This is a genomic window from Photobacterium ganghwense, from assembly GCF_017329545.1.
GTDB classification, from domain to species: Bacteria; Pseudomonadota; Gammaproteobacteria; order Enterobacterales; family Vibrionaceae; genus Photobacterium; species Photobacterium ganghwense.
The window spans coordinates 1,806,650-1,831,957 of sequence record NZ_CP071326.1 but is presented as its reverse complement, the minus strand read 5'-3'; the positions used below and the strand labels follow the sequence as shown (position 1 = coordinate 1,831,957).

General features: G+C 52.0%; 23 protein-coding genes and 1 pseudogene. 11 read left to right on the top strand and 13 right to left on the bottom strand.

The features are described from left to right. Nucleotides 1-12: 12 nt before the first annotated feature. The 10 genes from fliD to FH974_RS24315 all read right to left on the bottom strand — a co-directional run bounded on the left by fliD (nt 13) and on the right by FH974_RS24315 (nt 10,388). Entirely contained in the window at nt 13-1,353 is a 1,341-nt protein-coding gene (fliD, locus tag FH974_RS24360) for a flagellar filament capping protein FliD (protein ID WP_207103892.1), read from the bottom strand. Between the two features lie 566 nt (nt 1,354-1,919). Then, entirely contained in the window at nt 1,920-2,798 is an 879-nt protein-coding gene (lafA, locus tag FH974_RS24355; RefSeq protein WP_207103891.1) for a lateral flagellin LafA, read from the bottom strand. 347 nt (nt 2,799-3,145) lie between these two features. Further along, a complete protein-coding gene (locus FH974_RS24350; RefSeq protein ID WP_207103889.1) occupies nt 3,146-3,955 on the bottom strand; it encodes a hypothetical protein in 810 nt (269 codons plus the stop codon). Next, on the bottom strand, nt 3,948-6,041 hold the full coding sequence (gene flhA / locus FH974_RS24345) for a flagellar biosynthesis protein FlhA (protein ID WP_207103888.1): 2,094 nt from the start codon (nt 6,039-6,041) through the stop codon (nt 3,948-3,950). The genes FH974_RS24350 and flhA overlap by 8 nt, the downstream gene beginning before the upstream one ends. A gap of 145 nt (nt 6,042-6,186) precedes the next feature. Beyond that, nucleotides 6,187-7,314, bottom strand: a complete 1,128-nt coding sequence (gene flhB / locus FH974_RS24340) for a flagellar biosynthesis protein FlhB (protein WP_047885093.1) — start codon at nt 7,312-7,314, stop codon at nt 6,187-6,189. Continuing rightward, nucleotides 7,311-8,087, bottom strand: coding sequence for a flagellar biosynthetic protein FliR (gene fliR / locus FH974_RS24335; RefSeq protein ID WP_047885094.1), 777 nt, complete (start codon nt 8,085-8,087; stop codon nt 7,311-7,313). Before fliR ends, flhB begins: the two co-directional genes overlap by 4 nt. Beyond that, nucleotides 8,087-8,356 (bottom strand): flagellar biosynthesis protein FliQ, encoded by a 270-nt coding sequence (fliQ, locus tag FH974_RS24330; RefSeq protein WP_047885095.1) that lies wholly within the window; start codon nt 8,354-8,356, stop codon nt 8,087-8,089. Before fliQ ends, fliR begins: the two co-directional genes overlap by 1 nt. Before the next feature lie 11 nt (nt 8,357-8,367). Further along, nucleotides 8,368-9,108 (bottom strand): flagellar type III secretion system pore protein FliP, encoded by a 741-nt coding sequence (gene fliP, locus FH974_RS24325; RefSeq protein ID WP_047885171.1) that lies wholly within the window; start codon nt 9,106-9,108, stop codon nt 8,368-8,370. Nucleotides 9,109-9,168: 60 nt separating this feature from the next. Continuing rightward, nucleotides 9,169-9,546: a flagellar motor switch protein FliN gene (fliN, locus tag FH974_RS24320; RefSeq protein WP_047885096.1), complete on the bottom strand. Its 378-nt coding sequence runs from the start codon at nt 9,544-9,546 to the stop codon at nt 9,169-9,171. Beyond that, nucleotides 9,543-10,388 (bottom strand): FliM/FliN family flagellar motor switch protein, encoded by an 846-nt coding sequence (locus tag FH974_RS24315; protein WP_053061813.1) that lies wholly within the window; start codon nt 10,386-10,388, stop codon nt 9,543-9,545. The genes fliN and FH974_RS24315 overlap by 4 nt, the downstream gene beginning before the upstream one ends. A 493-nt stretch (nt 10,389-10,881) precedes the next feature. Between FH974_RS24315 and FH974_RS24310 the strand changes: the two genes are divergently transcribed. The 8 genes from FH974_RS24310 to fliJ are packed head-to-tail and all read left to right on the top strand — an operon-like array spanning nt 10,882 to nt 18,875. Continuing rightward, nucleotides 10,882-11,772, top strand: a complete 891-nt coding sequence (locus tag FH974_RS24310) for a MotY family protein (protein ID WP_084712541.1) — start codon at nt 10,882-10,884, stop codon at nt 11,770-11,772. Continuing rightward, entirely contained in the window at nt 11,772-13,133 is a 1,362-nt protein-coding gene (locus FH974_RS24305; protein ID WP_047885097.1) for a sigma-54-dependent transcriptional regulator, read from the top strand. The genes FH974_RS24310 and FH974_RS24305 overlap by 1 nt, the downstream gene beginning before the upstream one ends. Nucleotides 13,134-13,146: 13 nt before the next feature. Further along, nucleotides 13,147-13,533, top strand: coding sequence for a flagellar hook-basal body complex protein FliE (gene fliE, locus FH974_RS24300; protein ID WP_047885098.1), 387 nt, complete (start codon nt 13,147-13,149; stop codon nt 13,531-13,533). A gap of 3 nt (nt 13,534-13,536) precedes the next feature. After that, entirely contained in the window at nt 13,537-15,255 is a 1,719-nt protein-coding gene (gene fliF, locus FH974_RS24295; protein ID WP_047885099.1) for a flagellar basal-body MS-ring/collar protein FliF, read from the top strand. Further along, the gene (locus tag FH974_RS24290; RefSeq protein WP_047885174.1) at nt 15,227-16,252 is read left to right on the top strand and encodes a flagellar motor switch protein FliG; all 1,026 of its coding nucleotides are present in this window, start codon (nt 15,227-15,229) and stop codon (nt 16,250-16,252) included. Before fliF ends, FH974_RS24290 begins: the two co-directional genes overlap by 29 nt. A 3-nt stretch (nt 16,253-16,255) precedes the next feature. Beyond that, nucleotides 16,256-17,041: a flagellar assembly protein FliH gene (gene fliH, locus FH974_RS24285; RefSeq protein WP_047885100.1), complete on the top strand. Its 786-nt coding sequence runs from the start codon at nt 16,256-16,258 to the stop codon at nt 17,039-17,041. Nucleotides 17,042-17,045: 4 nt separating this feature from the next. After that, complete coding sequence (gene fliI / locus FH974_RS24280) at nt 17,046-18,419, top strand: flagellar protein export ATPase FliI (RefSeq protein ID WP_047885101.1); 1,374 nt, start codon at nt 17,046-17,048, stop codon at nt 18,417-18,419. Nucleotides 18,420-18,431: 12 nt separating this feature from the next. Next, on the top strand, nt 18,432-18,875 hold the full coding sequence (fliJ, locus tag FH974_RS24275) for a flagellar export protein FliJ (protein ID WP_047885102.1): 444 nt from the start codon (nt 18,432-18,434) through the stop codon (nt 18,873-18,875). A 255-nt stretch (nt 18,876-19,130) separates the two neighbouring features. Here fliJ and trpS read toward each other — a convergent pair whose 3' ends face one another. Further along, a complete protein-coding gene (gene trpS, locus FH974_RS24270; RefSeq protein ID WP_084712542.1) occupies nt 19,131-20,213 on the bottom strand; it encodes a tryptophan--tRNA ligase in 1,083 nt (360 codons plus the stop codon). Between the two features lie 551 nt (nt 20,214-20,764). On the opposite strand from trpS, the gene FH974_RS24265 reads away from it, so the two are divergent. Next, on the top strand, nt 20,765-21,877 hold the full coding sequence (locus tag FH974_RS24265) for a M28 family metallopeptidase (RefSeq protein WP_047885103.1): 1,113 nt from the start codon (nt 20,765-20,767) through the stop codon (nt 21,875-21,877). Nucleotides 21,878-22,141: 264 nt separating this feature from the next. Here FH974_RS24265 and rnk read toward each other — a convergent pair whose 3' ends face one another. Next, nucleotides 22,142-22,555, bottom strand: a complete 414-nt coding sequence (gene rnk / locus FH974_RS24260) for a nucleoside diphosphate kinase regulator (RefSeq protein WP_047885104.1) — start codon at nt 22,553-22,555, stop codon at nt 22,142-22,144. Nucleotides 22,556-22,989: 434 nt separating this feature from the next. Here rnk and FH974_RS24255 point away from each other — a divergent pair, with 434 nt between their 5' ends. Both FH974_RS24255 and FH974_RS24250 read left to right on the top strand, forming a co-directional pair. Then, the gene (locus FH974_RS24255) at nt 22,990-23,592 is read left to right on the top strand and encodes a hypothetical protein (RefSeq protein WP_047885105.1); all 603 of its coding nucleotides are present in this window, start codon (nt 22,990-22,992) and stop codon (nt 23,590-23,592) included. Beyond that, on the top strand, nt 23,579-24,517 hold the full coding sequence (locus FH974_RS24250) for an arginase family protein (protein ID WP_047885106.1): 939 nt from the start codon (nt 23,579-23,581) through the stop codon (nt 24,515-24,517). The genes FH974_RS24255 and FH974_RS24250 overlap by 14 nt, the downstream gene beginning before the upstream one ends. Before the next feature lie 144 nt (nt 24,518-24,661). Here FH974_RS24250 and ribB read toward each other — a convergent pair. Continuing rightward, nucleotides 24,662-25,258 (bottom strand): annotated as a pseudogene (gene ribB / locus FH974_RS24245) (3,4-dihydroxy-2-butanone-4-phosphate synthase); the annotation flags it as partial. Between the last annotated feature and the right edge of the window lie 50 nt (nt 25,259-25,308).

Here is a 25,308-nt window from a genome sequence, read left to right as displayed (position 1 = left end):
AAAAAGGGTCCTTTACATTGCGAACAGACCGCTGGTCTGATTCATTTGAGTCATGATTTGATTCATCTGGGTGAACTGGGCCAGGTAACGGTCGTACGCCATGTCATATTTGCGCTGCAACGCTTCCTGTTTGGTGTCAATTCGTGACAGGTTCTGCTTAATCGCGTCTTTTCGAGATGAAAACAGGCCACTGGAAAATTTCAGGTACGGCTCCATAGCACTGTCCAGCGAGTCGAACAGGTTACCGTCGCCGTTGAACATGGCTTCCAGTGCGGCACCGTTGTTCTGTTGCGCTGCCGTAAAGCGTTTTTCATCCAGTTCCAGCTTGCCTTCCCGATTGATACTCAGGCCCACTTCCATCAGGCTTTTGCCTTCAAACTGACTGCGCAGAACGTTATTGAGCTGGCTTTCAATTGAACGGGTAGTCGGGTCTCCGGCCAGTGCGCCCCGTTTGCTGTCTTCTGAGCCGGTTGAGGTCAGGCGATCGATGGTTGAAACCAGGTTGTTGTAGGCGTCAATGAAGGTGTTGAGCTGCTCTTTAGTCGCTTCGCTATCGGCGGCAATACCCATGCTAATCGGTGTGTCACCGGCGCTCTGGGCCTTGTTAACGGTGATATCGACACCATCAATGACACCGCTGAAGGTATTGCTGCCGTTGGTCAGTTTCAGTCCGCTGCCTTGTGGACCCAGCCAGATCACAGCATCCTGTGGGGTACTGATATCCGTGGTATTGGTAAAGGCGTCGTCGAACCAGGCCTGGCCGGTGCCCGAAGCGGATACCTGAATCGTATTGGCGACGCCGGTTTCGGTACTCGACAGCATGAAATGGGTTTCGCCATCTGCGCGAACCAGCGTGGCATTCACCCCTTTGTTATTGCTGTTGGTGTTGATTGCGGTAGCAAGTTCCGCCATGGTGGCTTTCCCGTCTCCGTCGTTGTCGACGGTGGAGAGATCAACTGAGAATGTTTCGCCATCGATGGTGAAGTCCAGCGTACCTGTTGTCGGAATCTCGGTCGTTGACGTGATCCCCGCTGGCATACCGGTCGACATCTGATGCGCGGAGGCGACCTGCTCTACGAAAATCTGGTAGTTACCGGTCAGGGCGTTGGCATTGGTGCTGGCGGTAAAAAAGCCTTCTTCGCTCAATGTGGCTGCGTTCGTGATAATGCCCGACGTGGCCGTATTCATCTTGTTGACCGCGGTGCGGAACTCCCGCAGCGCGGTTTCTACCTCACCCAGCGCTTTCAGCTGGCTCTGGTATTTATCAGCCTGGAGCTGGTAACGCGTCTGGAAAGGTTTGACATCCAGGGTGGCGAACTGGGTTGCCATTGAAATTGGATCCATTGAGCTCATGTCAGCACTCCTAATTGAGATAGTGTTGTTTGGCAATAACCGTGCCAGCTTTAAACTGCATTTAAGTAATAAAAATCAGCTGTTTACGCACAATAAACACTCAGCGCGGAAGTGAAGCTTCCGCTATTCGCTTCCGCCTGTGGGTTCCGCTGATTCCGCTTTCCTGTCTTTGCTTCGTCTCCAGAGAGCGAATCAATGCGAGCGGGGGTTGATTCTCAAATACAATGGGAAAGCGTTGATTTTGCTGGTGTCACCAGGCAATGAGGCGACCAGAGCGCTGCGGGAATTAACCGTTAAGCGACCGAACGGAACTGGCATCACAGGGGGCAAAGCAGGCGGGTGTGATATCAGGCAATGTGCACAGTGAACAACTAACAGTGGGCAATGCAAAATGCACTGGCTTTGGGGAAAACTTAATTTCAGTCAATTGCTTACAGGTGTCGCGTGTCGATAGTCAAAGTGAAAAATGAAGAAGGTAAACCGGACGGGTACATGGGTCAGCGTATGTACAAAAAACAAAGCCTCCGTTAAGGAGGCCTTGCCAAAGGAGTGTCTGAGCGACTTGATTAACGCAGCAGTGACATTGCCATACCTGGCAGCTGGTTAGTCTGAGACAGAACGGTAGTACCGGCTTGCATCAGCATCTGGTTTTTGGTCATGTTTGATGACTCCACTGCAAAGTCAGTATCCATGATACGGCCTTTTGCGGCAGAAGTGTTTTCTACCATGTTGCCCAGGTTAGTGATGGTGTGCTCCAGACGGTTGATATTCGCACCCAGTGCTGAACGTGCAGCACCCAGATCAGCCAGCAGACCTGCGTCACCGTCTGCACCAGTCAGTGCTGTCAGTGCAGTTTGTGCATTCGCTTCTGAAGTTAGATCACCAAGGATAGCGCCAGTTGTTGCATCAGCAGTAAGTTGTGTATTGATTGCTTTTACTTCTTTTGAAACATTTACTGCCAGCTGATCACCAGCATTAGTGCCGATTTGGAAGTTCACTGCTGCAGCTTCAAATGCACCGCCGCCAGTTTCAAGCAGCTTGCTACCACCGAAGCTGGTAGAACCCATGATATTGACCAGTTCAGCACCTAATTGCTGGTATTCCGCATTCATTGCCGTACGGTCATTATTAGTTACGGAGCCGTTTGATGCCTGAGTTGCCAGATCATTCATGCGGTAAACGATGTTGGTCATTTCGTCCATCGCACCTTCGGCAGTCTGCATCATCGAGATGCCGTCCTGGGCGTTACGCATTGCCATAGACATACCACGTGTTTGTGCGTCCAGACGGTTTGCAATCTGCAGGCCTGCTGCGTCATCAGCGGCTGAGTTTACACGGTAACCGGTGCTCAGACGTTCCATCGCTGTGTTCAACAGGTTAGACGTATTGTTCAGGGTGTTTTGAGTAACCAGTGACGCGTAGTTAGTGTGCATTGATAGAGCCATGATAGTTCTCCTCGTTCAAATCTATCTGGATGTTTTCCTGCTCAACCACTGTATGCGGACGTCTTCTGGCGATGATTAATCAAGAATTAAAAATAAATCTATAAATAACGGCGAGAGAATAGAATTGGTGAACCTGAGCGCAAATCCATGATAGTTAGTCAAAAAAAATTTAATGTTTTCCTTTAGATAATCAGAAAGGTTTGATGGAAGGCAGAGGCAGAGGCAGAGGCAGAGGCAGAGGCAGAGGCAGAGGCAGAGGCAGAGGCAGAGGCAGAGGCAGACACGGGGACTGGCATTCAGAACGAAAAAAAGCCCCGCTGACGGGGCTGAAAAAATGATGTGGCAGGTTAGTTGTTTGACGCTACCAGTCGCAGTGGCATCTCTCTGACCGTGCTTGGAATATCCCGGATATACCCGAAATAGTAGGACGCGCCGAGTGACCGGTAGTGGTGAAGATCCTGTCTTGTGCCAACACGACCTGCGATGAAATCAATCTGCTGTTCACGGGTGAAAGCGGCGATCGGCTCTAGTCCGTCGCGACTGGCCTCACTGGTTAAGGGCTGGGAAACTTTAATCGCGTCCGGGTGGAATGCGCGGGTATAAACCAGATGTTCACTGGGCGTGTTCAACTCGAACCAAAGCCTGTCGGATTGTGCCCTCAGCCAATGCAGTTGCTGCGTGAGGGCTGGCACTGGCGGGAGTGAGTGAATCAGCTGGATGCAGGGAATGATGTGCGCCATAGCTGCACTGTGCTGGCGGTAAATTTCTCGCAGAAATTGCTGTCCCTGCGGGCTGCTCACCGTCTCAGACTGCAAGGGCACGACAACGGCATGAATGGTGGCCGGACGATAAACATCCAGCTGACAACGGATCAGCCTTACTGCCAGATACAGGCTGTAGAGATCTAAGCTGATGCGCATGGTCTCTGACAGGGCAAAGCGGTAAACACTCTGCTCGCTGTTTCCGCCAAAGCGCAGGGTCAGATGCTGAAAATGTTCGTCATCGTTTTGGGTATGCCGAATGGCCTGACAGACATGGCGGATGTCATTGTAGCGCAGTGCATCCAGCACAATGCTGTCATCCTTGTGACTTACCGCCGCTGGCATCAGCCCCAGCACAAACGCGCGAAGTGTATTGAGTTGTGTGAGGTTATCCAAGGTTGCCTACCACGTTTATCTGTTTGTTTTCCGGAATTTCGTTAAATGACAGCACCGCCAGTCCCTGGGCGAATGTGCGGGCATACCGTGACAGTAATGGTCGCAGTTGCGGCATCACCAGCAGAACCGGTGCCAGGCCCTGCTGTTTCAGCTGTTGGCGAATCAGTGGCAGATTTTGCTGGAACTGGCTCAGAATATTCGGCTCAATCGGGAAACTGTCGAGCATCACAGGTCCGCCTGCCTGAGCCTGTTGCAGCGACGTCATCAGCATCTGTTCCAGGTTATCGGAGAGGGTGTACACGCTCAGTTCCCGTTTGTCGCCATTGATCAGGTTCACCAGGGTTCGGCGCAGGCTGCATCGCACATCAGCGGCAAGCAGAATCGGGTCTTTGGTGTTCTCGCTGCTGTCGAGCATGGTGTTGGCGATGGTTCGAATATCTTTCAGGGGAACCTGATCCAGTAACAACTGGCGGAAAACTTTCAGCTGTTGTGCCGGGTTGAGTGCCGCGCTCAATGCTTCGGCCAGTTTTGGGGCCTGGTGGGCGAGACGCTGGTTCATCAGGTCGACATCGTCATGGGTGAACAGCTCGGCAAGGTGCGTTTTCATCACTTTGCTCAGATGAGTGGCAATCACGGTGGCATCATCCACAACCTGATAGCCCATGTTCAGCGCGCGCGCTTTGTCATCGTGTTGGATCCATACCGCTGGGAGCTGATAGGCCGGGTCACTGCCGAGAATACCGTCTATGTCACCATAGGTTTCCCCGACGGCAATCGCCATCAGGCGATCCGGTTCGATCATCCCCTGTTCAATGATTTCACCGTTGACCGACAAGGTGTACTGGTTAGGTTTCAGGCTCAGGTTATCGCGGATGTTGACTTCCGGCAGCAGATAACCGACCTGCTCGGACAGGTTTTTACGTACCCCGCGGATACGCTGGGTCAGTGGCGCACCCTGCTCTTTGTTGACCAGGTGCACCAGCCGAAATCCCAGAGCCAGTGACAGGCTGTGAATATGCGGAATATCGTCCCAGTTCAGTGGCTGCTCCTGATCGCGCTGCATTGCATCGGATATGGCCTGCACTTCGTCCAGCTGTGTGTCACGAACAGGGGCTTTGAGCTGACGCCAACCCGCAAAGGCCAGCACCGCAGAAAAAGAGAAGAAGGCCAGATGTGGCATGCCCGGAACCAGCCCGATCACCAGCATCACCCCGGCGACTGTGAACAGAGTCGCTGGGGTGGCCAGTAGCTGATTACGCATTGTCTCGGCCATGTCGTCATCGCTGTCGTTAACACGGGTGACGATAATGGCTGCGGCCGTTGCCAGTAACAGTGATGGGATTTGTGCGACCAGACCATCACCAATGGTCAACAGGGCATAGGTTTTAAAGGCATCTGACGCCCCCAGACCATGCTCGAACACCCCGATACTGATCCCGCCCAGAATGTTAATAAACAGGATCAGCAGACCAGCGATGGCATCGCCGCGAACGAATTTGGAAGCACCGTCCATGGAACCGTAAAAGTCGGCTTCATTCGCCACTTCCCGTCGGCGCTGCTTGGCGCGTTCCTGATCGATCAGACCCGCGTTAAGATCGGCATCAATCGCCATCTGTTTACCCGGCAGGGCATCCAGAGTGAAACGGGCAGCCACCTCTGAAATACGTTCACCACCTTTGGTAATCACGACAAAGTTAATGATCATCAGGATGACGAAAATCACCATACCGACCACATAGTTTCCGCCGATAACCACTTCACCGAATGCCTGAATGACCTTACCGGCCGCATCGCCGCCGTTATGGCCTTCCAGTAAGACAACCCGGGTTGAGGCTACGTTCAGGGTCAGACGCATCAGCGTTGCGACCAGCAGGATAGTCGGGAAAACCGAGAAATCTAACGGGCGTTTGGCTGTTGTACTGACCAGCAGAACCAGAATGGCCAGCACAATGTTGAAAGTGAACAGGGCATCGAGCAGCATCGGTGGCAGTGGCAGGATCACCATAGCCAGGATCATGAGCAAAGCAAACGGGATACCGATATATCCTTTGCTCGACTGTCGGAGTTGGGTTAGCCAATTAAACATGCGTAGTCCTTCTTACGGCGTTTCGTGCTGTAGTCAAAGTCAGCATCTTGTTATCTCTTGTCCGGTTGAATTGCGTTAATCTGGTTGCGTTACGTGGTTGGTGTTCAAACAAAGTCGGTCACTCTGTAAAGCACGACAGGAAGCGTCAATGCTGTAAATGTTTTGGAATGACAAATGTCGGCAACGGCTGAGGCTGATTGCCCTGGCCAGTTCGGAACGCCCTGAGTTGCAACACATAAGTGAGAATATGGGCGACAGCAATATACAGCTGACTCGGAATTGCTTGTTCCAGCTGGGTAGTGTGGTAAATCGAACGAGTTAGGGGCGGCGAGCTGAGAATCTCCACCCCATTTTCGCGGGCGATACGCTGAATGTGCATGGCGGTTTCATCGATTCCCTTGGCGACCACAAAGGGAGCATCTGCCAGCGCCGGGTCATACTTGATGGCAACGGCATAATGGGTCGGGTTGACGATCACCACGTCCGCCTGCGGCACGGTTTTTTCAATCTTACGGCGGGCGAACTGTTGCTGAATCTGGCGGATGCGTTGCTTCACTTCCGGACGCCCTTCGTTATTCTTAAATTCTTCTTTGAGTTCCTGCTTGGTCATTTTCAGCTGCTTGAGGTGCTCCCAGCGCTGGTAGGGAATATCAATCAAGCCAAACAGCAGCAGTGCCAGCCCCATCAGCAATACCCCGTCATACAGGATGACCATGATGGCAACTACGCCCTGCTCCAGCGGTAGTGACTGCATCCCCAGCAACTGAGCCAAGTGCTGATCCAGATAGAAATACAACAGCGCAAAAATGACCGTCACTTTCAGGGCTGATTTCAACAGCTCAACCAGCGAGCGGCTGGAAAACATCCGTTTGATACCCGCCAGTGGGTTGAGCTTACTGAGTTTAGGCAGTGCCCCGGCCGGGTAAAACAGCCATCCCCCCAGTACCAGTGAACTGGCGAAGGTGGCCACCAGGATGGCCGCAAACAACGGCAGCAACAGCTCAATGATAAGACCAAGACTCTGACCCAATTGTTCGATGGCCTGCCATGGGTTCTCCAGATCGGCATGGGTGAGTGCCATGTTAAAACGGAAGATGCCAGCCATGCTTTGCCAGATGTCGGCCAGTTGCGTCGAAAAATAGACGGCCACCACCAGAAAGATCACTGCAGTGGTGAAATCTTTGGCGCGGGGAATCTGTCCCTGCTCACGGGCTTTGCGGATTTTCTGGGGAGATGCCTTTTCGGTTTTGTCCTGGGCTGAATGGTCGCTCATACGCCTCCCGTCACAAACAGCTGGAGTTGTTCCAGTGTGGTATGAACCAGTTCGGTATAGCGTCCCGGCACCCCGCTGACAGACAGCAGGATACTGAACAGGCCGAGAATCATGGTCATCGGAAAACCCAGTGCGTACACATTGAGGCTGGGTGCGGCACGGTTCATAACACCAAAACTGATGTTAGCCAGCAGCATGGAAACGATGGCCGGTAACGCCAGCGCCAGCGCAGAAGCAAACATCCAGGTGATAAGATCAACGACATTGTGCAGGGACGGCATGGCCAGTCCCGAGCCGACCGGCCAAAGGTAGAAGCTTTGCACCAGAATATCGATCACCACCAAGTGGCCTTCCAGCGCAAGGAACAGCAGGGTGGAGAAGATCAGAAACATTCGCCCGAGAATCGCCACTGACAACCCATTGACCGGGTCATTCATCATGGCCATGCCGAGCCCCATCTGCAGAGAGACAATCTGCCCCAGCATTGTAAGTACGGTGAACAGCAAATGGATGATCAGGCCAAAGAAAATGCCCCATATCATTTGCTCGAACGCCAGTGCAATGGCTGACAGGGATAGCAGATCCACGGCTGGCATGGCAGGCATTAAGGGCGCCGTGATCACCGCCAGTGACAAGGCGAATAATGCCCGTACCCATAACGGGATGAGCGCATCCCCAAAAAACGGCATGGCCAGCAACGCTGCTCCAATTCGGAAAAACGGCCACCAGAACTGGCCCAGCCAGGCATTGAATTCCGCGAACGTGATGACCATCAGCCGATCATCCCGGGAATGTTGTGGAACAGGTAATCAAACAGCTCCATCAGGCGACGAAGCATCCAGTGGCCGGCGAAAATCACCATCAGCAGCGTGACAATCAGACGAGGCAAAAAGCTCAGGGTCTGTTCGTTAATCTGGGTTGCCGCCTGAAATACAGCAATCAGCAGCCCCACCACTAAGCCGGGCAAAACCAGCACCAGCACAATGTTGATAATGACCCATACAGCATCAGAAAACAGGGTAACGGCAAGTTCCGGCGTCATGTCATTCTCCCTCAGCCGAAACTGGCGGATAAGGTGCCCACGGTCATTGCCCAGCCGTCGACCAGGACAAAAATCACCAGTTTGAAAGGCAGGGAAATGATCAATGGCGACAGCATCATCATCCCCATTGCCATCAGCACACTGGCCACTACCAGATCGATGATGAGAAACGGGATAAACAGCATAAAACCGATCTGGAACGCCGTTTTCAGTTCGCTAATGACAAAGGCTGGTAACAGGACAGCAAATGAGACGTCCTCTGCTTTCTGATCAAGCGGCTCGTTGGCAATTCGCAGCATTTGCTCAAGGGCACTTTGCTGTGTCTGGTGCAGCATAAAGTCGCTGACCGGTTTCTCAGCTCTGTCAAAAGCCTGCATCAGGGTAATGTCTCCCTGATCGTATGGCACAAATGCATTGTGATACACGTCGGTCCAGACCGGGCGCATGATCAGTATGGTCAGCGCCAGGGCAATCCCGACCAGTACCCGGTTAGGCGGACTTTGTTGCAAGCCCAATGCCTGACGCAGAATCGCCAGAACAATAATGATTCGGGTGAAGCTGGTTGCCATCAGCAAAAAAGCCGGCAGAAAACTGAGTGCCGTCATCAGCAGCAAAATTTGCAGCTTAACGCTGTATTCCTGCTCAGTTTGTCCGTCAGTGACTGTTAGGAAGGACAAGCCGCCGTCACCGGCCAGAGTGGGAAAGCTGGCACTCAGCGCCAGCAATCCGATCAGGACACCACTGCCAATCATCAGGCGGCGTTTGGCCGCAAGGGAGACATTGAAAGGAGTCATTGTGGGTGTTGCCATCAATCAGTGTTCCAGGGAGTTGATTGGTGAATCCACCACATCAATCAGGCGCAGGCCATATTTTTCATTAACCACAACCACTTCGGCGTGTCCCATCAGCGAGCCGTTGACTTTCACATCCAGCGGTTCGCCATTCAGTTTGTCCAGTTCGATAACCGTGCCTTCTCCGGCTTTCATCAGCTCACCGAGAGAGATTTCAGTACTGGACACTTCCAGTGTCACCGTGACCGGAATTTTGCGGAAGAAGCTCAGATCCCGCTCAGGCATCGATGCCATGGCTGGCGCGGAGGCAGCCAGGTCGGTATCGAAATCTTCAAGTTGCAGATCATTGAAGTTCAAATCCTCGGCATTGAATGCGGTTTGTTCGTTCATCTCACTCATGAATGGGAATCCTTGGTTTCTTTCAGTATCAGGACCAGCTGACCGTTCTGATCAGCGACTTGTCCGTTGAATAAATGTTCCTGGCCAATACTGACCGGTGCCTGGGTTAGCAGATCGATCGGAATGATGTCGCCGGGTTGCAGGGCAAGAACCTGGCTGAGCGGCATGACCTTACGGCTTAACACGGCTTGCAGACTGACCGGGGTTTTTTCCAGGGCGTGACGGAATCGGTGGGGAATGGCCGGATCCTGGGGTTGCAGCTCCAGTTCATTGATCAGGGTTTGAATCAGATGTCCGTCAAGCAGCACGGACAATGTGCCGCTCTGGGACTCGCAAGTCAGAGTAAACCTGACTAGCAAACCCACATCGTTGCTTGGGATTGCCTCCATGCTCTGCCACATATCATCAGGCGCAATGGCATCGGCGATCAGGCGGCCAAGACGTTGTTGTAAACGCAGGTCACTGTTGGACAGAGCGATACCTGCAAGCGCACTTGTGTCTGACGCGTTTGCCCGGTGAATGGCCGCTCCGTAGAAGTGATCTGACAGGCCCAGCAGCGAGGCTTTTTCCAACTGAATGCTCAGCAGGCCGCCTTGTTGGTGACAAAATGTTGACGCTGTCTGCATCGCCTCGGCATGTTCAGGGAAATGTAAGGTTATCTCATTGAAATGAAATGATACGGAATAGTTCAGCAGCCATTTCTGAATCTGGTTTTGAATGCCTGAGACTGAACCTTCAAGAATCTTTCTGAGTTCCTCCCGTATCGTATGGATTGGCCTGCCCAACAAATCCGTATTCAGCGTCGGATATTGGTGGTCGCCCTCTAATTCAATAGATTTCATTTTTACATCCGGTTAATGATATGAAACTCATTTAGTTATTTTTATTATTAATATATATGTAACTAGAAAAGTTAATGCGGTCAGTCTACCCCGTCATTTTTATATTCAATGATATTACAAATTCAAATTTGTGACTTTAGTCCACATAATATAAAGCGTTAAGAATTATTGGTTTTCATCTTTTCCATTTAGTGCAATTTTTAGGTGCCTCACCAAATTAACCTTATAATTATTATGCAAATTGTTTAACTTATTGTTAATAAATGGTTTGTTTGTTTGGCTCCAATTGCCGTTAGGCTTATGAAATAAAATGAGAAGTGTCAAATTCTCGTCTCTGAGTGTCAATAATTCACGATTGGCAGGAAAAGGTGAGGGTTTTCTTATTGATTTATAAATCTGATGAAAATATTCAATCTCATTCATTGGTAAAACACTGAATGAATTTTGTACAGAATACTAATAAAGATGAAAAAGAATATGGGCAAGAGAGGGAATGCTCATGATTAATAAGTGCTGTAAGAATTCATGGATATTTCTTTTGGCATTTCAAGTTGGCCAGGTAAACGCTCAAAATATTGCAGTTCCTATTGATTTAGTTAAATGGGAATATAAAGGCGACCATTTTCAGTGTTTATTAAATCAAAAGATAAATAATTTTGGGCAGGTGTCATTTATCGCTGAACCAAGTCAGAAATTGGCTTTTAAAGTGGAAAGTTTTCAGCTGCCTCAATCCATTCAGATTGCCAAACTGTACCAGTGGGAATCGCCGTGGAGCCGCAACGAGCAGTTGCTGCCGGTCGGTGAGGCTCGCCAGGTATCCAATCATGAGCTGATTTTTAATGGCGCAATGGATGATGTGCTTCGAGCGATGTCTGAAGGCGCATGGCTTCAGCTGTCTGTTTCTTCGCAAACATTGGAATCTCCGGTACTGGTGCAGTTGCCGGGCGTTCACCTGCGTGACGCATTGACCGAATTCACGCGTTGCCGAGCCGCGTTGCCTGCAATGTCGTACCAGCAGGCAAGGGATTTAACCTTACCGTTTGAGTCCGGTCAGCGTGTTGCTTCATCGCAACAGCAGCAAATCCTGCGTGACATTGCAGAGTACGTCCGACTGGATAAATCGGTGAAGCGGATTCTGATTGACGGGCATACCGACAATGTCGGCTCTTCACTGGCGAATCTGCAAATTGCCAGAGTTCGGGCTGATGATGTGGCCAGTGTACTGGAAGAAGCCGGTGTGCCGGCATCGCTAATCCAGGTTCGTGCACACGGGGCGCGTTATCCCGTTGCCGGTAACGACTCGGAGCTGGGCCAGGCGAATAATCGCCGGGTGACCGTTCGTGTTATTCGTCGTCAGGACGATAAAGGGAGCCAGTCAGACTAATGCGCCACCAATCTATTCAACTCATAGAACCTGATTTTCATCTTGCCCGCCCGGTGATTGAAGTACTGGAACTGGCCGGTTATACCGTCAGTCATTTCACTTCAGGCCGGGCTGTTTTGCATAACCGGCTGGGGGGGATCACTCTGGTCAGCTCTAACTTGCACGACATTAGTCTGACCGAGTGGATTCGTCACAGCCAGCTGAATCCGGATGCCAAAGGTAACACGCCGGTGGCGATTGCTATTGTCGATCAGGATCAGGGACTGCTGGCGGCCGACGCGATGAAAGCGGGAGCCACTGATTACCTGCTAAGGCCGTTTGAAGCCTCGCAACTGCTGAGTTTATTGCAGCGGGTCGAAGCGCTGGAAAAACCCATGGACGATATCGTGGCGGAATCCTGGCGCAGTAAGCAGATACTGCAACTGGCGCACCGGGCTGCCTGTACCAGTGCCACCGTGCTGATCACGGGCGAATCAGGAACCGGAAAGGAAGTGTTGGCCCAGTATGTGCACCAGCATTCGCTGAGGGCAGATAAACCGTTTGTGGCGGTTAACTGTGCGGCAATCCCGGAGTCCATGCTGGAAGCGGTGCTGTTTGGTCACACCAAAGGGGCTTTCACCGGAGCTATCCAATCCCAGAGCGGCAAGTTCGAAGAAGCAAATGGCGGTACGATTTTGCTCGATGAAATCGCAGAAATGGCACCGGCGCTGCAGGCGAAGTTGCTGCGAGTACTGCAGGAGCGGGAAGTGGAGCGAATCGGCAGCCATAAATCCATTCAACTGGATATCCGGGTGATTGCTGCCACCAATAAAGATTTACGCAAAGCCGTTCAGGAAGGGACATTCCGGGAAGATCTCTATTATCGTCTGGATGTTCTGCCGCTGCATTGGCCACCACTTCGTGAGCGTCCGGAAGACATTCTGCCTCTCGGTCAATTCTTCATTTCCAAATACCTCGAGCAGGGCAACTGCCAGTTGTCGGAAGATGCACGCAATGCACTGGTGCAGTACCACTGGCCGGGCAATATTCGCGAACTGGAAAACGTTATTCAGCGTGCGCTGGTGATGCGTCATGGTGACTTCATTACGGCTCAGGATCTGATGTTGCCGGTGGAGGTGACGAAGGTTGAAGTCTTGAATGGACAGGCGCTGAGTCGACCGGCGGAAGCTGACAAAGGCCATAAAGAAGCGAAAAAAATGGCGGAGTTCCAGTACATTCTCGACATTTTAAAGCAGTTCGGCGGGAACCGTACCCAGACGGCTGAGGCGCTGGGGGTGTCGACCCGGGCGTTGCGATACAAATTGGCAGCCATGCGTGAGCAGGGAATAGACCTGGACGCTGAGCTTGGATCAGCCGCCTGAAAGGAGATGAAAAATGGCAAATAACACTTTAGTTCAGCTGGCTTCGTCTGAGCAGATGATGCTGAGCAAAATGCAGAATATGCAACAACGGATTGCGCCTGACTTTGTGGTGTCAGCAAATCCCCTCGATACCCGTATCGTGACGGAGAATCGGATCGCCGATGGAGCGCTCAACCCGCCGCTTTCCTTCTCCGGAGCCATGCGTCAGGTACTGGACAGTGTCAATGCCCATCAGGCGGATGCCAGTGCCAAAATGACCGCGGTGGAAACCGGGCAAAGTGACGATCTGGTCGGGGCGATGATCGCCAGCCAGAAAGCCAGTTTGTCTTTCTCGGCCCTGATGCAGGTACGCAACAAGGTCGTCGCCTCGTTCGATGAAGTCATGAAAATGCCGGTGTAAGTTATGTCAGAAGTTATTGCTCAACCTACTTCCGCCTCAGCACCGTCTGCTGAGGCTATGGTGGCCAGGGCCAAATCCCTGTGGCACAGCAACCAGCGAAATCTGGTTCTTTCTGCGGTGATGGCGGCGATTGTGGCGGCCATCATCGTTGTTGCATTGTGGAGTTCCAGCCAGAATTATCGCCCGCTCTACGGTCAGCAAGAGCGTTTTGATACCGGGGAGATCATCTCGGTACTGGAAGGGGAAGGTATCCCATACCGCTTACAGGAAGAAAATGGTCAGGTTCTGGTCGAGGAAGGCGAAGTGGCCCGTATCCGGATGCTGCTGGCGGCCAAAGGTATCAAGGCTAAGCTACCGACCGGGCTGGACTCCCTGAAAGACGACTCTTCACTGGGCACCAGCCAGTTTATGGAAACGGCCCGCTACCGCCATGGACTGGAAGGCGAGCTGGTTCGCACCATTATCGCGCTGGATGCCGTTAACAATGCCAGGGTGCACCTGGCGATTCCCCGTCAGACACTGTTTGTCCGACAGCAGGCGGAAGCCCCGTCAGCATCGGTCATGGTTGAGCTGAAAGCCGGGGAAGACCTGAAAAATGAACAGGTTGAAGCCATTATCAATTTGATTGTCGGCAGCGTTACCGGCATGAAAATGGAAAACGTGTCGGTGGTCGATCAGTACGGTCGCCTACTGAGTGCCGATATCGGCAGTGCTGAAGTCGGCAAGGTGAACGCCAAGTTCCTCGATTACCAGAAGAACCTCGAAAAGCAGGTGATTCAGCGCGCGGCAGATATGCTGACACCGATTGTCGGGCCAAGTAATTTCCGGGTTCAGGTCGCGGCGGATATGGATTTCAGTCGTGTGGAAGAAACCCGGGAATCCATTGATCCGTCACCGGTGGTTCGCACGGAACACAGCATCCAGAATAACTCGATTGATAAGATCGCACTGGGTGTGCCGGGTTCGCTGAGTAATAAGCCGCCTGTGACCGGCAAGGAAGATCCCAAAGACAGTAAAAACACTAACGAGCGCTCTGAAGTGAATCGCCAATACGCGCTGGGCAGCAGTGTGCGACATACCCAGCATCAGCAGGGTAAGGTCAATAAGCTGACCGTTTCCGTTCTGCTGAATGCAGCGGCGGCGCCAAACGGTACGGCCTGGACGGAAGAGGAAAAGCAGCAGATCAGTACCATGGTAAAAGATGCTGTTGGTATCTCTGCAGCGCGTGGCGACAGCCTCAGTCTGCTCAGTTTCAACTTTACCCCGATTGAAATCGATGCGCCGCCCGCCATTCCGTGGTGGCAGGATCCGACCGTGCAGCAGCCGCTTCGCTACGTGATTGGCGGGATTCTGGGGCTGGCCATGATCTTCTTTGTCCTGCGTCCCCTGATTGCTCACCTTACCGGGATTGATCGCCGCCGGACAGAGCTGGAATTTGCACCGCCGCAGGAAGAGCAGGACGATTATAACGCCGATGTGCAGACGCTGGCCGAGCGTGAGCATGAAAAACGCCTGAACCAGCGTCTGGCAGAGAAAGGGCTGGAAAGCACCAGCTCCGCACTGGATTCTCACCATGAACTGCTGTTGCCTCCACCGGGATCACCGCTGGAAATTCAGCTGAAACACTTGCAGCTGATCGCAAATGAAGAGCCGGTCCGGGTGGCCGAAGTCCTGAAACAATGGGTAAATGCAAATGAACAAAACACAAGCAAAAATGGCTGAGGCGAAGGCGTTCAGCAGCGTTGAAAAAACCGCTCTGGTTTTGCTTGGCATGGGAGAGGACGCTGCCGCGCAGGTGCTGCAGCACTTCTCTCGTGACGAAGTTCAGCGGGTGACGCGTGCCATGGCTAACCTCTCCGGCATCAAAAGTGAAAAAGCCAAAGGTGTGATTCAACGATTCTTTGATGACTTTCGTGCCCACAGCGGGATTCGCGGAGCGTCCAAAGAATACCTGTCCAACACACTGCGAAAAGCCCTGGGTAACGATCTTGCCAAGGGCTTGCTGAATAATATTTACGGCGATGAACTGCGTAACAATATCCAGCGTCTGCAATGGGTTGACCCGGAGGTACTGGCCAAGTTTATCGCGCAGGAACACCCGCAGATGCAGGCAATTTTCCTGGCTTATCTGCCACCGGAAAGCTCATCGCGGGTACTGTCGAAAATGCCGCCGGATTACCATGATGAACTGGTCTACCGGATTGCCCGCTTGCAGGAGATCGATCACGAAGTCGCGCGGGACTTGCAGGAACTGATTGAACGCTGTATCGACCATGTTTCTGTCAGTCACAGCGCACCGATCGATGGGGCGAAGCAGGCCGCTGACATCATTAACCGTTTCGACGGCGATCGGGGGCAGCTGATGGAAATGCTTAAATTGCATGATGAAAGCGTGGTGTCCGACATTGAAGAAAACATGTTTGATTTCATGGTGCTGGGACGTCAGCGTGACAACACCATGGATGTGCTGGTTCAGGCGGTTGCGGTTGAATTGTGGGCGATGGCGCTGAAAGGTTCGGAAATTCAGTTGCAACAGGCCATCAAACGCGCGATGCCGCAGCGGATGGTGAAGAACCTGGAAGATGAAATGGCCTTGAAAGGAGCAGTTCCACTGAGCCGGGTAGAAAAAGCCCGCCAGGACATCATGCAGATTGCGCGTGAAATGGCAGAAAACGGTGATATCGAGCTGCTGCTTTATCAGGAACAGACGGTGGAGTAACGGATGAAGACAACCAAAGTCATGCGTCTCCAGCCAGGACAATATCGCCTGCATCGCTTTCCACCGGTGGCTGAACAGATCAGCCGGGAGCCGGGTCTGCTGGATCTGGATATGGAAGATAACTGGCAGCAGACGCAGTTTGATGTGCAGCAAAAGCTGGAAGAAGGTTTTCAACAGGGTCTTCAGCAAGGTCATTCAGAAGGCTTCAAGCAAGGCCTGGATCAGGGTGTTCAGCAAGGTCTGCTGGAAGGACAGAAAGAAGGGTTCGAAAAAGGCTATGCCAGCGGTGAGCAAACCGGCCGGGCAGCTTTCCTGGCGGCGGCAAAACCGGTAAACGAACTGTTTACTAGCTTGTCCCGGTGGCAGCAGGAAAAAGAACGCGAGCAGCGCCAGTTGATCTGTGAGCTGGTACAGAAGGTTGCTCAGCAGGTCATTCGTGCTGAGCTGACCCTGATGCCGCAACAGATTCTGGCGCTGGTTGAAGAGACGCTGGATGCCCTGCCGGGCAAGACCGAAAAAGTGGTGGTGCACCTCAACCCACAGGATTTGGAGCGCATTACCAATATTCATCCTGACTTGCCGGCTCATTGGAAACTGGTGCCGGACAGCGCGTTGCCGATTGGTGGTTGTCAGCTGGTTACGGATCATGCCGAAGCGGACGCTAGTTGTGATGCACGTCTGGAAGCGTGCATGGAAAATGTCCGTGAGCACTTACTGGATGGCGACGCCCAGACCGTTCAGGACGCGGTGGTTGAGGACCTGGTGGCTGAGGACATGCTGGTTGAGTAACGTCATGCCGAATCAGATGAGCCGCAGTGGATTGGCTGACAAACTCAGTGATGCGCTGGCGTCTTTGGAGTCAATTCCGGTGGCTCGAGTCACGGGGCGACTGGTCAAAGTCAGCGGTTTGATGCTGCAGGCCGTCGGGTGCCGCTTTAAGCTGGAGCAACGTTGTCTGGTGGAAGCCGATGACGGTGAAATGATTGAAGCGCAGGTGGTCGGTTTTGATCATACGGTCGCATATCTGATGCCTATTCGCCAGTTAGGCGGTCTTTATGCCGGTGCCAAAGTGATCCCTCTGGATGGCGACAGCACCGTGCAGATGGGAGAGCACTGGCTAGGCCGGGTGGTTAACGGGCTGGGTGAGCCGCTGGATGATGGGGAGCCACTGAAAGGGGGAGATCGGGTCGCACTGGATCCCCGCCCGATTAACCCGTTGAAACGCCGTCCGGTTGATACCCCGCTGGATGTGGGGATCCGAGCGATCAACGGCTTGCTAACTCTGGGAAAAGGGCAACGGATCGGTCTGATGGCCGGGAGCGGTGTCGGCAAAAGTGTGCTGATGGGCATGATCACCAAAAATACCACCGCAGATGTGATTGTGGTGGGGTTGATTGGTGAACGGGGGCGTGAAGTCCGGGAGTTTATCGAACGTAATTTGGGTGAAGAAGGCCGTCGTCGGGCTGTCATTGTGGCTGCTCCTGCCGACGAATCACCGCTGATGCGCTTGCGGGCCACGAAACTGTGTCACCGGGTCGCTGAATATTTCCGTGATCAGGGCAAAGATGTTCTGTTGATGATGGATTCGCTCACCCGTTATGCCATGGCACAGCGCGAAATTGCGTTATCGTTGGGTGAACCGCCGGCGTCACGTGGTTATCCGCCGTCAGTGTTCAGCCTGTTACCGCAGTTGCTGGAGCGAGCCGGTAACGGTGAACACCCCGATGGCAGCCTAACTGCCATTTATACCGTATTGGCGGAAGGAGACGACCAGCAGGATCCGGTGGTGGATTCTGCCCGTGCCATCCTTGATGGCCATGTTGTGCTGTCTCGCCAGCTGGCGGAGCAAGGCCATTATCCGGCGATTGATATCAATGCTTCAATCAGCCGTTGTATGAGTAGTTGTACTGAGATTTCCCATGTGACCGTAGCCAACCAGTTTCGTCAGCTCAATGCCAGCTATCAGCAGGTGAAGGAGTTGCTGCCACTGGGGGGCTATCAACCCGGCCAGGATCCGGAATTGGATCAGGCGGTCGCGATGCAACCGATGCTGAAAGCGTATCTGCAACAGTCGGTGCAGGAAGTCTCTGACTACCCTGCAAGCCTGTCTCAACTGGCACAAATGTTCAGTTCGGCTCAACCAGCAAACTCGTCCAACGGTTACTGATAAGGCTACTAAATGAAAGCGAAAGTCAGGGCGGTAGGTAAACTGCAACAAATGGCCGAGCAGCAAAGAGATCGTCAGGGGCAGCTGTTTGTTCAGCAGCGGCAACAGGCTGATTACTTTCAGCAACAGCTGGAAGCGCTGGGTATGTTGAAATCCGGCTGCCAGTGGCAGTCTCATGTTACCCAGCAAGGGGTTAACAGTACCATGTTGATGAACAGTACCCGAGTACAAGGTCTGCTGAATCGTATGTTGCATCACCATCAGCACGAGCAGGCGCTGATGGAAGCGGAATGTCAGCGTAGCCGCCAGCAGTTGGAAGCCAGTCAGGCAAAAGTGAAAAGTCTGGAAACGGTGCTGGAACGCTGGAAAGCGAAGCAGCAGTATGAGCAGGCGCGTCGTGAGCAGAAACAGGTTGAAGATCTGATCAATGCCCGGTATCGCCGAAAACCTTTATGACCCTCCACCTCGGAATGACCATTCACCTCGGAGGGTTTAGGCTTGTGAGTCACCGCAGCATGACAGCTGACAGCATTAAAGCGCGGCCTGTGCCTGAAGAGGCCGCTCTTGAAGCGAGCAACTTATGAAACGATCTCTTCCTGATGCCAATCGTTCCTAAAGCAAGCTGCTCCTGAAGCGAGCAGCTTGCAGAACTGGCCGCGCTAACTGTGTGCCAGCCGCGCTGAGATGATGCCCGGCAGAGCAACCCTTCTTTCAGAAAATGTTTAATCCAAAAGCCTGTTTTACCTGAGTCAGAGTCTGGCTCGATTCCTCTCGGGCTTTTTCTGTCCCGGCTTTCAACACGTCAATCAGGTATTGCTTATCGGCAATCAGCGCCTGCCTTTTCTCACGCATCGGCGCAATCATGGCCTGCAGGCACTCGGTCAGAATAGCTTTGGTTTTGCCATCCCCCAGGCCACCGCGGCGGTAATGCGCTTTCAGGCTTTCCACAAAAGCAGGATCCGGATAAAAGGCGTCCAGGTATGTGAACACGACATTGCCTTCAACCTGTCCCGGTGCATCAACGGTCAGGTGGTTCGGATCGGTATACATGGCTTTGACGGCTTTTGCGATGTCGGCATCAGAGGCATCAAGGGTGATGGCATTACCAAGTGATTTCGACATTTTAGCTTTGCCGTCCACACTCGGTAGTCTTGGCATATTACTCAGCATGGGTTGGCACTCCGTGAGGATAGGTTTCCCGGCAAGGCTATTGATCTTCCTGACAATTTCGTTGGTTTGTTCCAGCATCGGCAATTGGTCATCGCCAACCGGGATCAGAGTGGCCTGAAAAGCCGTGATATCGGCTGCCTGACTGATAGGGTAGGTCAGAAAACCGGCCGGAATAGAACGGCCAAACCCTTTGCCCTGAATTTCATTTTTTACCGTCGGATTGCGCTCCAGTCGGGCGATGGTAACCAGATTTGAGTAAAACATGGTGAGTTCGGCCAGGGCAGGTAAACCGGATTGCAGGCAGATAGTCGTTTGTGACGGATCGATACCTGCGGCAAGGTAATCGGCGACCACGTTGAGAATGTTGCCGGCCACTTTCGCCGGAGTGTTCCCGTTATCGGTTAGCCCCTGCATGTCGGCGACCAGTATGGTCTGATCATTATGAGCCTGTAGGGCCACCCGTTGTTGCAGCGAACCGACATAATGGCCAAGGTGTAATTGGCCGGTTGCCCGATCGCCGGTCAGGATCTTATGGCCGACAGACAAAGGCGGTTGCGGGCTCAATGGCTCGTATGCCTGATGAAACGGTTTGGTTGTCGGTGGCAATGAGTTGGATTGGGTCATGAGAAACTCCGGTTAGTTTTGGTGCGCCGGAGACAAGGGGAAACTACGTTTATTCATTAGCCTGCCTGCCGGCGGCTTTGAACAAAAGTATTCAGCACCGCTCTTAAAAAAGAGAGTGCCACCAAGATGTAGTGTTGAATGCGGTGGTATCCGCGAAGTGATAAACATTTTGCATATGCGACAAGCTAGCATTAAAGCCCATCGAATGAAAGCAAAATGAGCGCCTTAAATTGGCAGAAAATCCGGTTTTGTTTGCGAGGAGGTCTCTGGCCTGCTTGGTGCTTGGTGCTTGGTGCTTGGTGCTTGGTGCGGTTGTGGTGGCGAAGCTGATGGGCCGTTGGTAATGGAAGCTGGGGAAGGATGCAGGTTTACATTGTAAATCTGAAATCTCCGGAAGCGTGTGTGGCCGGTAACATGATCTGATGCTCAAAAAGAAAACCTGGCTATAAATAAATCACTCTCTTAGAGATATCTCACGTTTTGTTGCGCAATTAACCAGATAATAGGGCCGCAAAGCATTATTTAGCCAATACAAAACAAGGATAATAACGATGAAACAAGGAATTTTTGCGTTGACGGCTTTGTCTGTGGCCGTCGCCCTGTCTGGATGCAACAGTGATGACGACGCCGCTGTCGATTTTGGTCAGAAAGCCACAGGCTATTTGCTGGAAGTCGCTCACGAAGCGGAAGGAATCGGCGCGCGTGAAGCGGGTACAGCCAAAGAAACGGAAACCGGAGACTGGATTTACGACAAATTAACTGGCTTTGGCTATAACGTTGAAGTACAAAGTTTTTCGTATGAGAAAGGCGGCAAGACACTCAACTCACGCAATTTCATTGTAGAAAAAGCAGGCAAGGTAGATAAAACCATCGTGCTGGCTGCACACTATGACTCAACCGGCGCCGATCACGGCTCGCTGGGTGCGACCGATAACGGGGCCGGTCTGGCGGCCGCTATTGCCATTGCGGAAAAAATTCAGCAGACAGACCTGCCTTTTAATGTCCGCATTTTACTGCCAGGGGCGGAGGAAAATGGCCTGAATGGGTCACTGCATTATGTTCAGGATGCACTGAAAAACGGCAAACTGGATAATGTGATCGGCATGATTAACTATGACACTGTAGGTGGTGGTGACATCGTTTATGTGCACGCCGCGCACTCCGATTACGCCGAGTACCAGTCTAAGTGTGAAAAACTGGGACTGACAGGTGCCAATTACAGTTATCAGCCGTCTTTGCGTGATGCCATGCTTCAGTCATCAATTGATGTGAAAGGAGAAGACGGGAAATACGTTGTGCACCCGGCGTTTCCTGGCTATCCGGAAGGTGAAACTGGCTCATGGTCAGATCATGCGGGTTTTGCCTGTGCCGGTATTCCGATCGCTTATGTCGAAGCGACAAATTTTAATATCAACGGCGAATGGGGATTTGATGGTTACTCACAAACCACTAACCCGGCAGCTTGGGACTGTTATGACGCGGAACAAAAAACTGCCTGCGATCGTGAGACAGAAACGAAGTGGGGAAAAATCTGGCATACCGAATTTGATCGCCTCGATAAGCTGGAAACGTTATTCCCTGGGCGCGTTAATCAGCAAGTGAGTGATAATGTCAATATTGTTCTTAACTTATTGACCAGTGATAAATATATTAATGTGAATTAAATAAAGTTTATTTTTATCTGGCTGCATTTGTTTCAAAATATTAATTAATATCGTGATAAGTGCAGCTATTTTCTGCGACCACCACACCACTGTGGTGGTTATTTTTTGTAAGCGGTTGAATGCGGGGAAAAACAGAAGGGAACCCTGTGATGCCTAACATTAGCGGAACATCAAGTTTCAGATTTCGTCAACCACAGAGTGACCTCGGCGGAAACGAAAAACTCACTGTCTGCTAGGCATCAGAAAAGTCAGTTGAACCGGCTGTCAGCGTTGGAAATCACCATTACGCTCAGGCTGATCAACAATCTCTTCAATTCGCACTTTTAAAATACCGCCGCCCGGTTTTGGCCATTCGATTTCATCCCCTTGCGACATCCCCAGCAGGGCGCTGCCGACGGGAGCCAGAATTGAGATGTTTTTGGCGTCTTTCTTCACATCACTTGGGTAAACCAATGTATAACAAAAGGTTTCCTTGGATGAGGCAACAGAAAAACGCACGGTTGAGTTCATGGTCACCACTGTTGGGGGAACTTCTTCCGGGGCGACAATCGTCGCACGATCCAGCTCATCTTCCAGATCCGCCAGTCCTGGCAGATCACTGTTAGCCATTGACTCCAGCAGGTTATCCAGGCGTTCGGCATCCAGAGAGGAAATAATAATATTTGGTTTTAAACTCATTGGTTACTCCTATCAAACAAGGCGCATTTTAACCCCTGAATTAAAGGGATTCAGACTGAACAAATAAAAAGCGCGCAATAAAAAAAGCCAGGTATAGGATTTACCTGACTCAAAAAACTCAAAACCAAAATTGATATAACAATATTGATACTACTCCAAGTCATCCGGGTTGGCAATCCGGAAAAAAATCTCTTCTGAAACGCGGAAAAAACAACCGTTTTTATGAACAAAATAAACATTATTGATAAATAAAATGATGGGTAATGATTAAAAATAATGACGAATGAGTCTCAGGCGAGAGAATGTTTTATAGACAATGAATCTTTCATCCTTTTATGGTGATGAGGTAAACCGCTTGCGCCAGTAAAGCACTGAATTATTGCTTAAGAATCAGCCGCACAAGAACACAAGAACACAAGAAAAGGGAGAGTAAGGTGAACAGGGAATGGGATACGCAGCTTTTAAAAGATTTACCGCATCAACAGCAGTTGGTTGCTTCCTCGGTCGAGGTTTTTGCCTGTCATGAGGATGTGCTGGCTGGCGTGCTGGTGGGATCGCTGGCGGGTGGGACGGGAGACCGGGTGTCCGATGCCGATATTCTGTTTTTTACTCGGAACGGATTTCATCGCCAGACGGCGTCATATTTTGCTGCGTTTGAAGCCGGAAAAGCCATTTTTTATCGACTGATCGGGGAGCATAACGATAAAGCCTGCTTCAGAAAATACCTGTTCGAAGACCTTACCAGCGCCGAGATTCACTGTGCCGATGTGGCGGAAGCAATTTCTCTGAGCCAGCCTTGCGTGGTGCTGTTTGATAAAGCGGGGGTGGTGAACAGCAAGTTGACGGATGATCCCGCTCCGCAACATGCAACGTTTCCGGTCTATCCGTACGGTGACGAAGGGCTGATGTGGGAACTGCTAACCTGCATGAAATGGCTCAGTCGCGGAGAAGCCAACGCTGCCAAGCAATACCTGAAAAAGCTGGCAGCCGCTCTGCCGGAGCCCGAAGGGCAGGAGGAGAGTCATGACGACAGCTAAACCGGAACGCAAGCCGTTTGATATTATCGGCGCACCGTTTAACCAGTTGGGTTTTGTACCGACTGATAACAATACAGTGCAGCCATTGCGGGAGCCAGATGAGCGCTGCTGGCTGGGGCTGACTGAGTGGATAGCGGTCAGAAATCAGCGGTGGGGCGGTGATATCCGAGATATGGGTGACGTGCTGCCTGATGCGCGGGTTCGACAACATCTGCATGATGGCAAGAAGGAGCAGGCTCTGGCGGCCTATTGTCAGTTGCTACACCCGCAGGTTTTGGCAACCTATCAGCAGGGAAGAGTGCCAATTATTCTTGGCGGCGATCACAGTATTACTGTCGGTACGCTGCAGGCGACGCTGGACTATTTCCAACCGCGAAACGAGAGTGTCGCGGTGGTCTGGATTGATGCCCATGCTGATTGCAATGATAGCCCGGCCAGTAATCTTCACGGAAAACCGTTGGCAATGCTGATGGGGGAGTACTGCTACAACGGTTGGCAGGTGGCGTCGGACAGCCTACTGAAGCCTGAATCGGTCTATTACGTTGGAGTCAGGGATCTGATGCCAAATGAAGCCGCATTGCTTGAGCGTCACGGAATAACTAACTACAACATGGAATACATCGACCGTCATGGTTTCCGACAGATGCTGAGCACATTAGTTGAGCAATTAGAAATTCACTATGACCGCTTTTTTGTCTCCTTTGATTACGACAGCCTGGACGGTGCAATTTATCGGGCCTGTGCCACCCCGAATGTCGGCGGTTTAACGGCCCGCGAAGCACTGACGCTGGTGCATACGCTGGCAGCCCATCCTAAATTTGTCGGCATGGATTTGGTGGAATATCTGCCGGAAAAAGATGATAACGGCGTGTCTAAAGAGCTGATGATTAAGCTGATTGATGCCGTCTGGGGGTTCAGAATGTAGGGGAGAAGCCGCACCTACATTCTGTTATATCGGGAGTGGCGGAGCGGATTACGCGGCGATGGTGTCTTTACGCATTTGTGCTTGTGCCCGAGTCAGCTTTGGATCGGTTTCCTGCTCATGGTTCTGGCATGAAGCCAGGCTGAGGCGGTACTGAATTAGATCAGATATGAGCCCCAGCTTTAGGCCGTGCTTTTGTGCATAAATTTCGAGGTCCGGGCGTCTGGCCATGGTTCCGTCTTCATTCATGATTTCGACGATGACGCTGGCTGGTTCGTATCCAGCCAGACGTGCCAGATCGCAGCCTGCTTCGGTATGACCGTCACGCTCTAAGACTCCGCCGGGCTTCGCCCGCAGAGGAAAAATGTGCCCGGGCCGGGTTAAATCGGAAGGTATTGCATCCTGGCGAACAGCGGTCTGAATGGTATGTGCCCTGTCAGCGGCTGAAATGCCGGTTGTGACGCCCGATGCGGCTTCAATGGTAATGGTAAAGCCGGTGCCTTGTGGATCAGTGCTGTTGGTCACCATCAGAGGCAAACCTAACTGATCGCAGCGCTCTGGCGTCAATGTCAGGCAAATCAAGCCACAGGCATTACGTGCCATAAAGTTGATGTGGGCGGGGGTGACACACTCGGCGGCCATGACGAGATCACCTTCATTCTCGCGCCCTTCATCGTCCATCAAAATGACCATTTTTCCTTGGCGAATATCTTCAATGATTGCTTCGATACTGCTGATTGCCATGTTGTCTTCCTTCTTACGTTTTGGTGCCTGGCCTAGTGTTTAGTACCCAG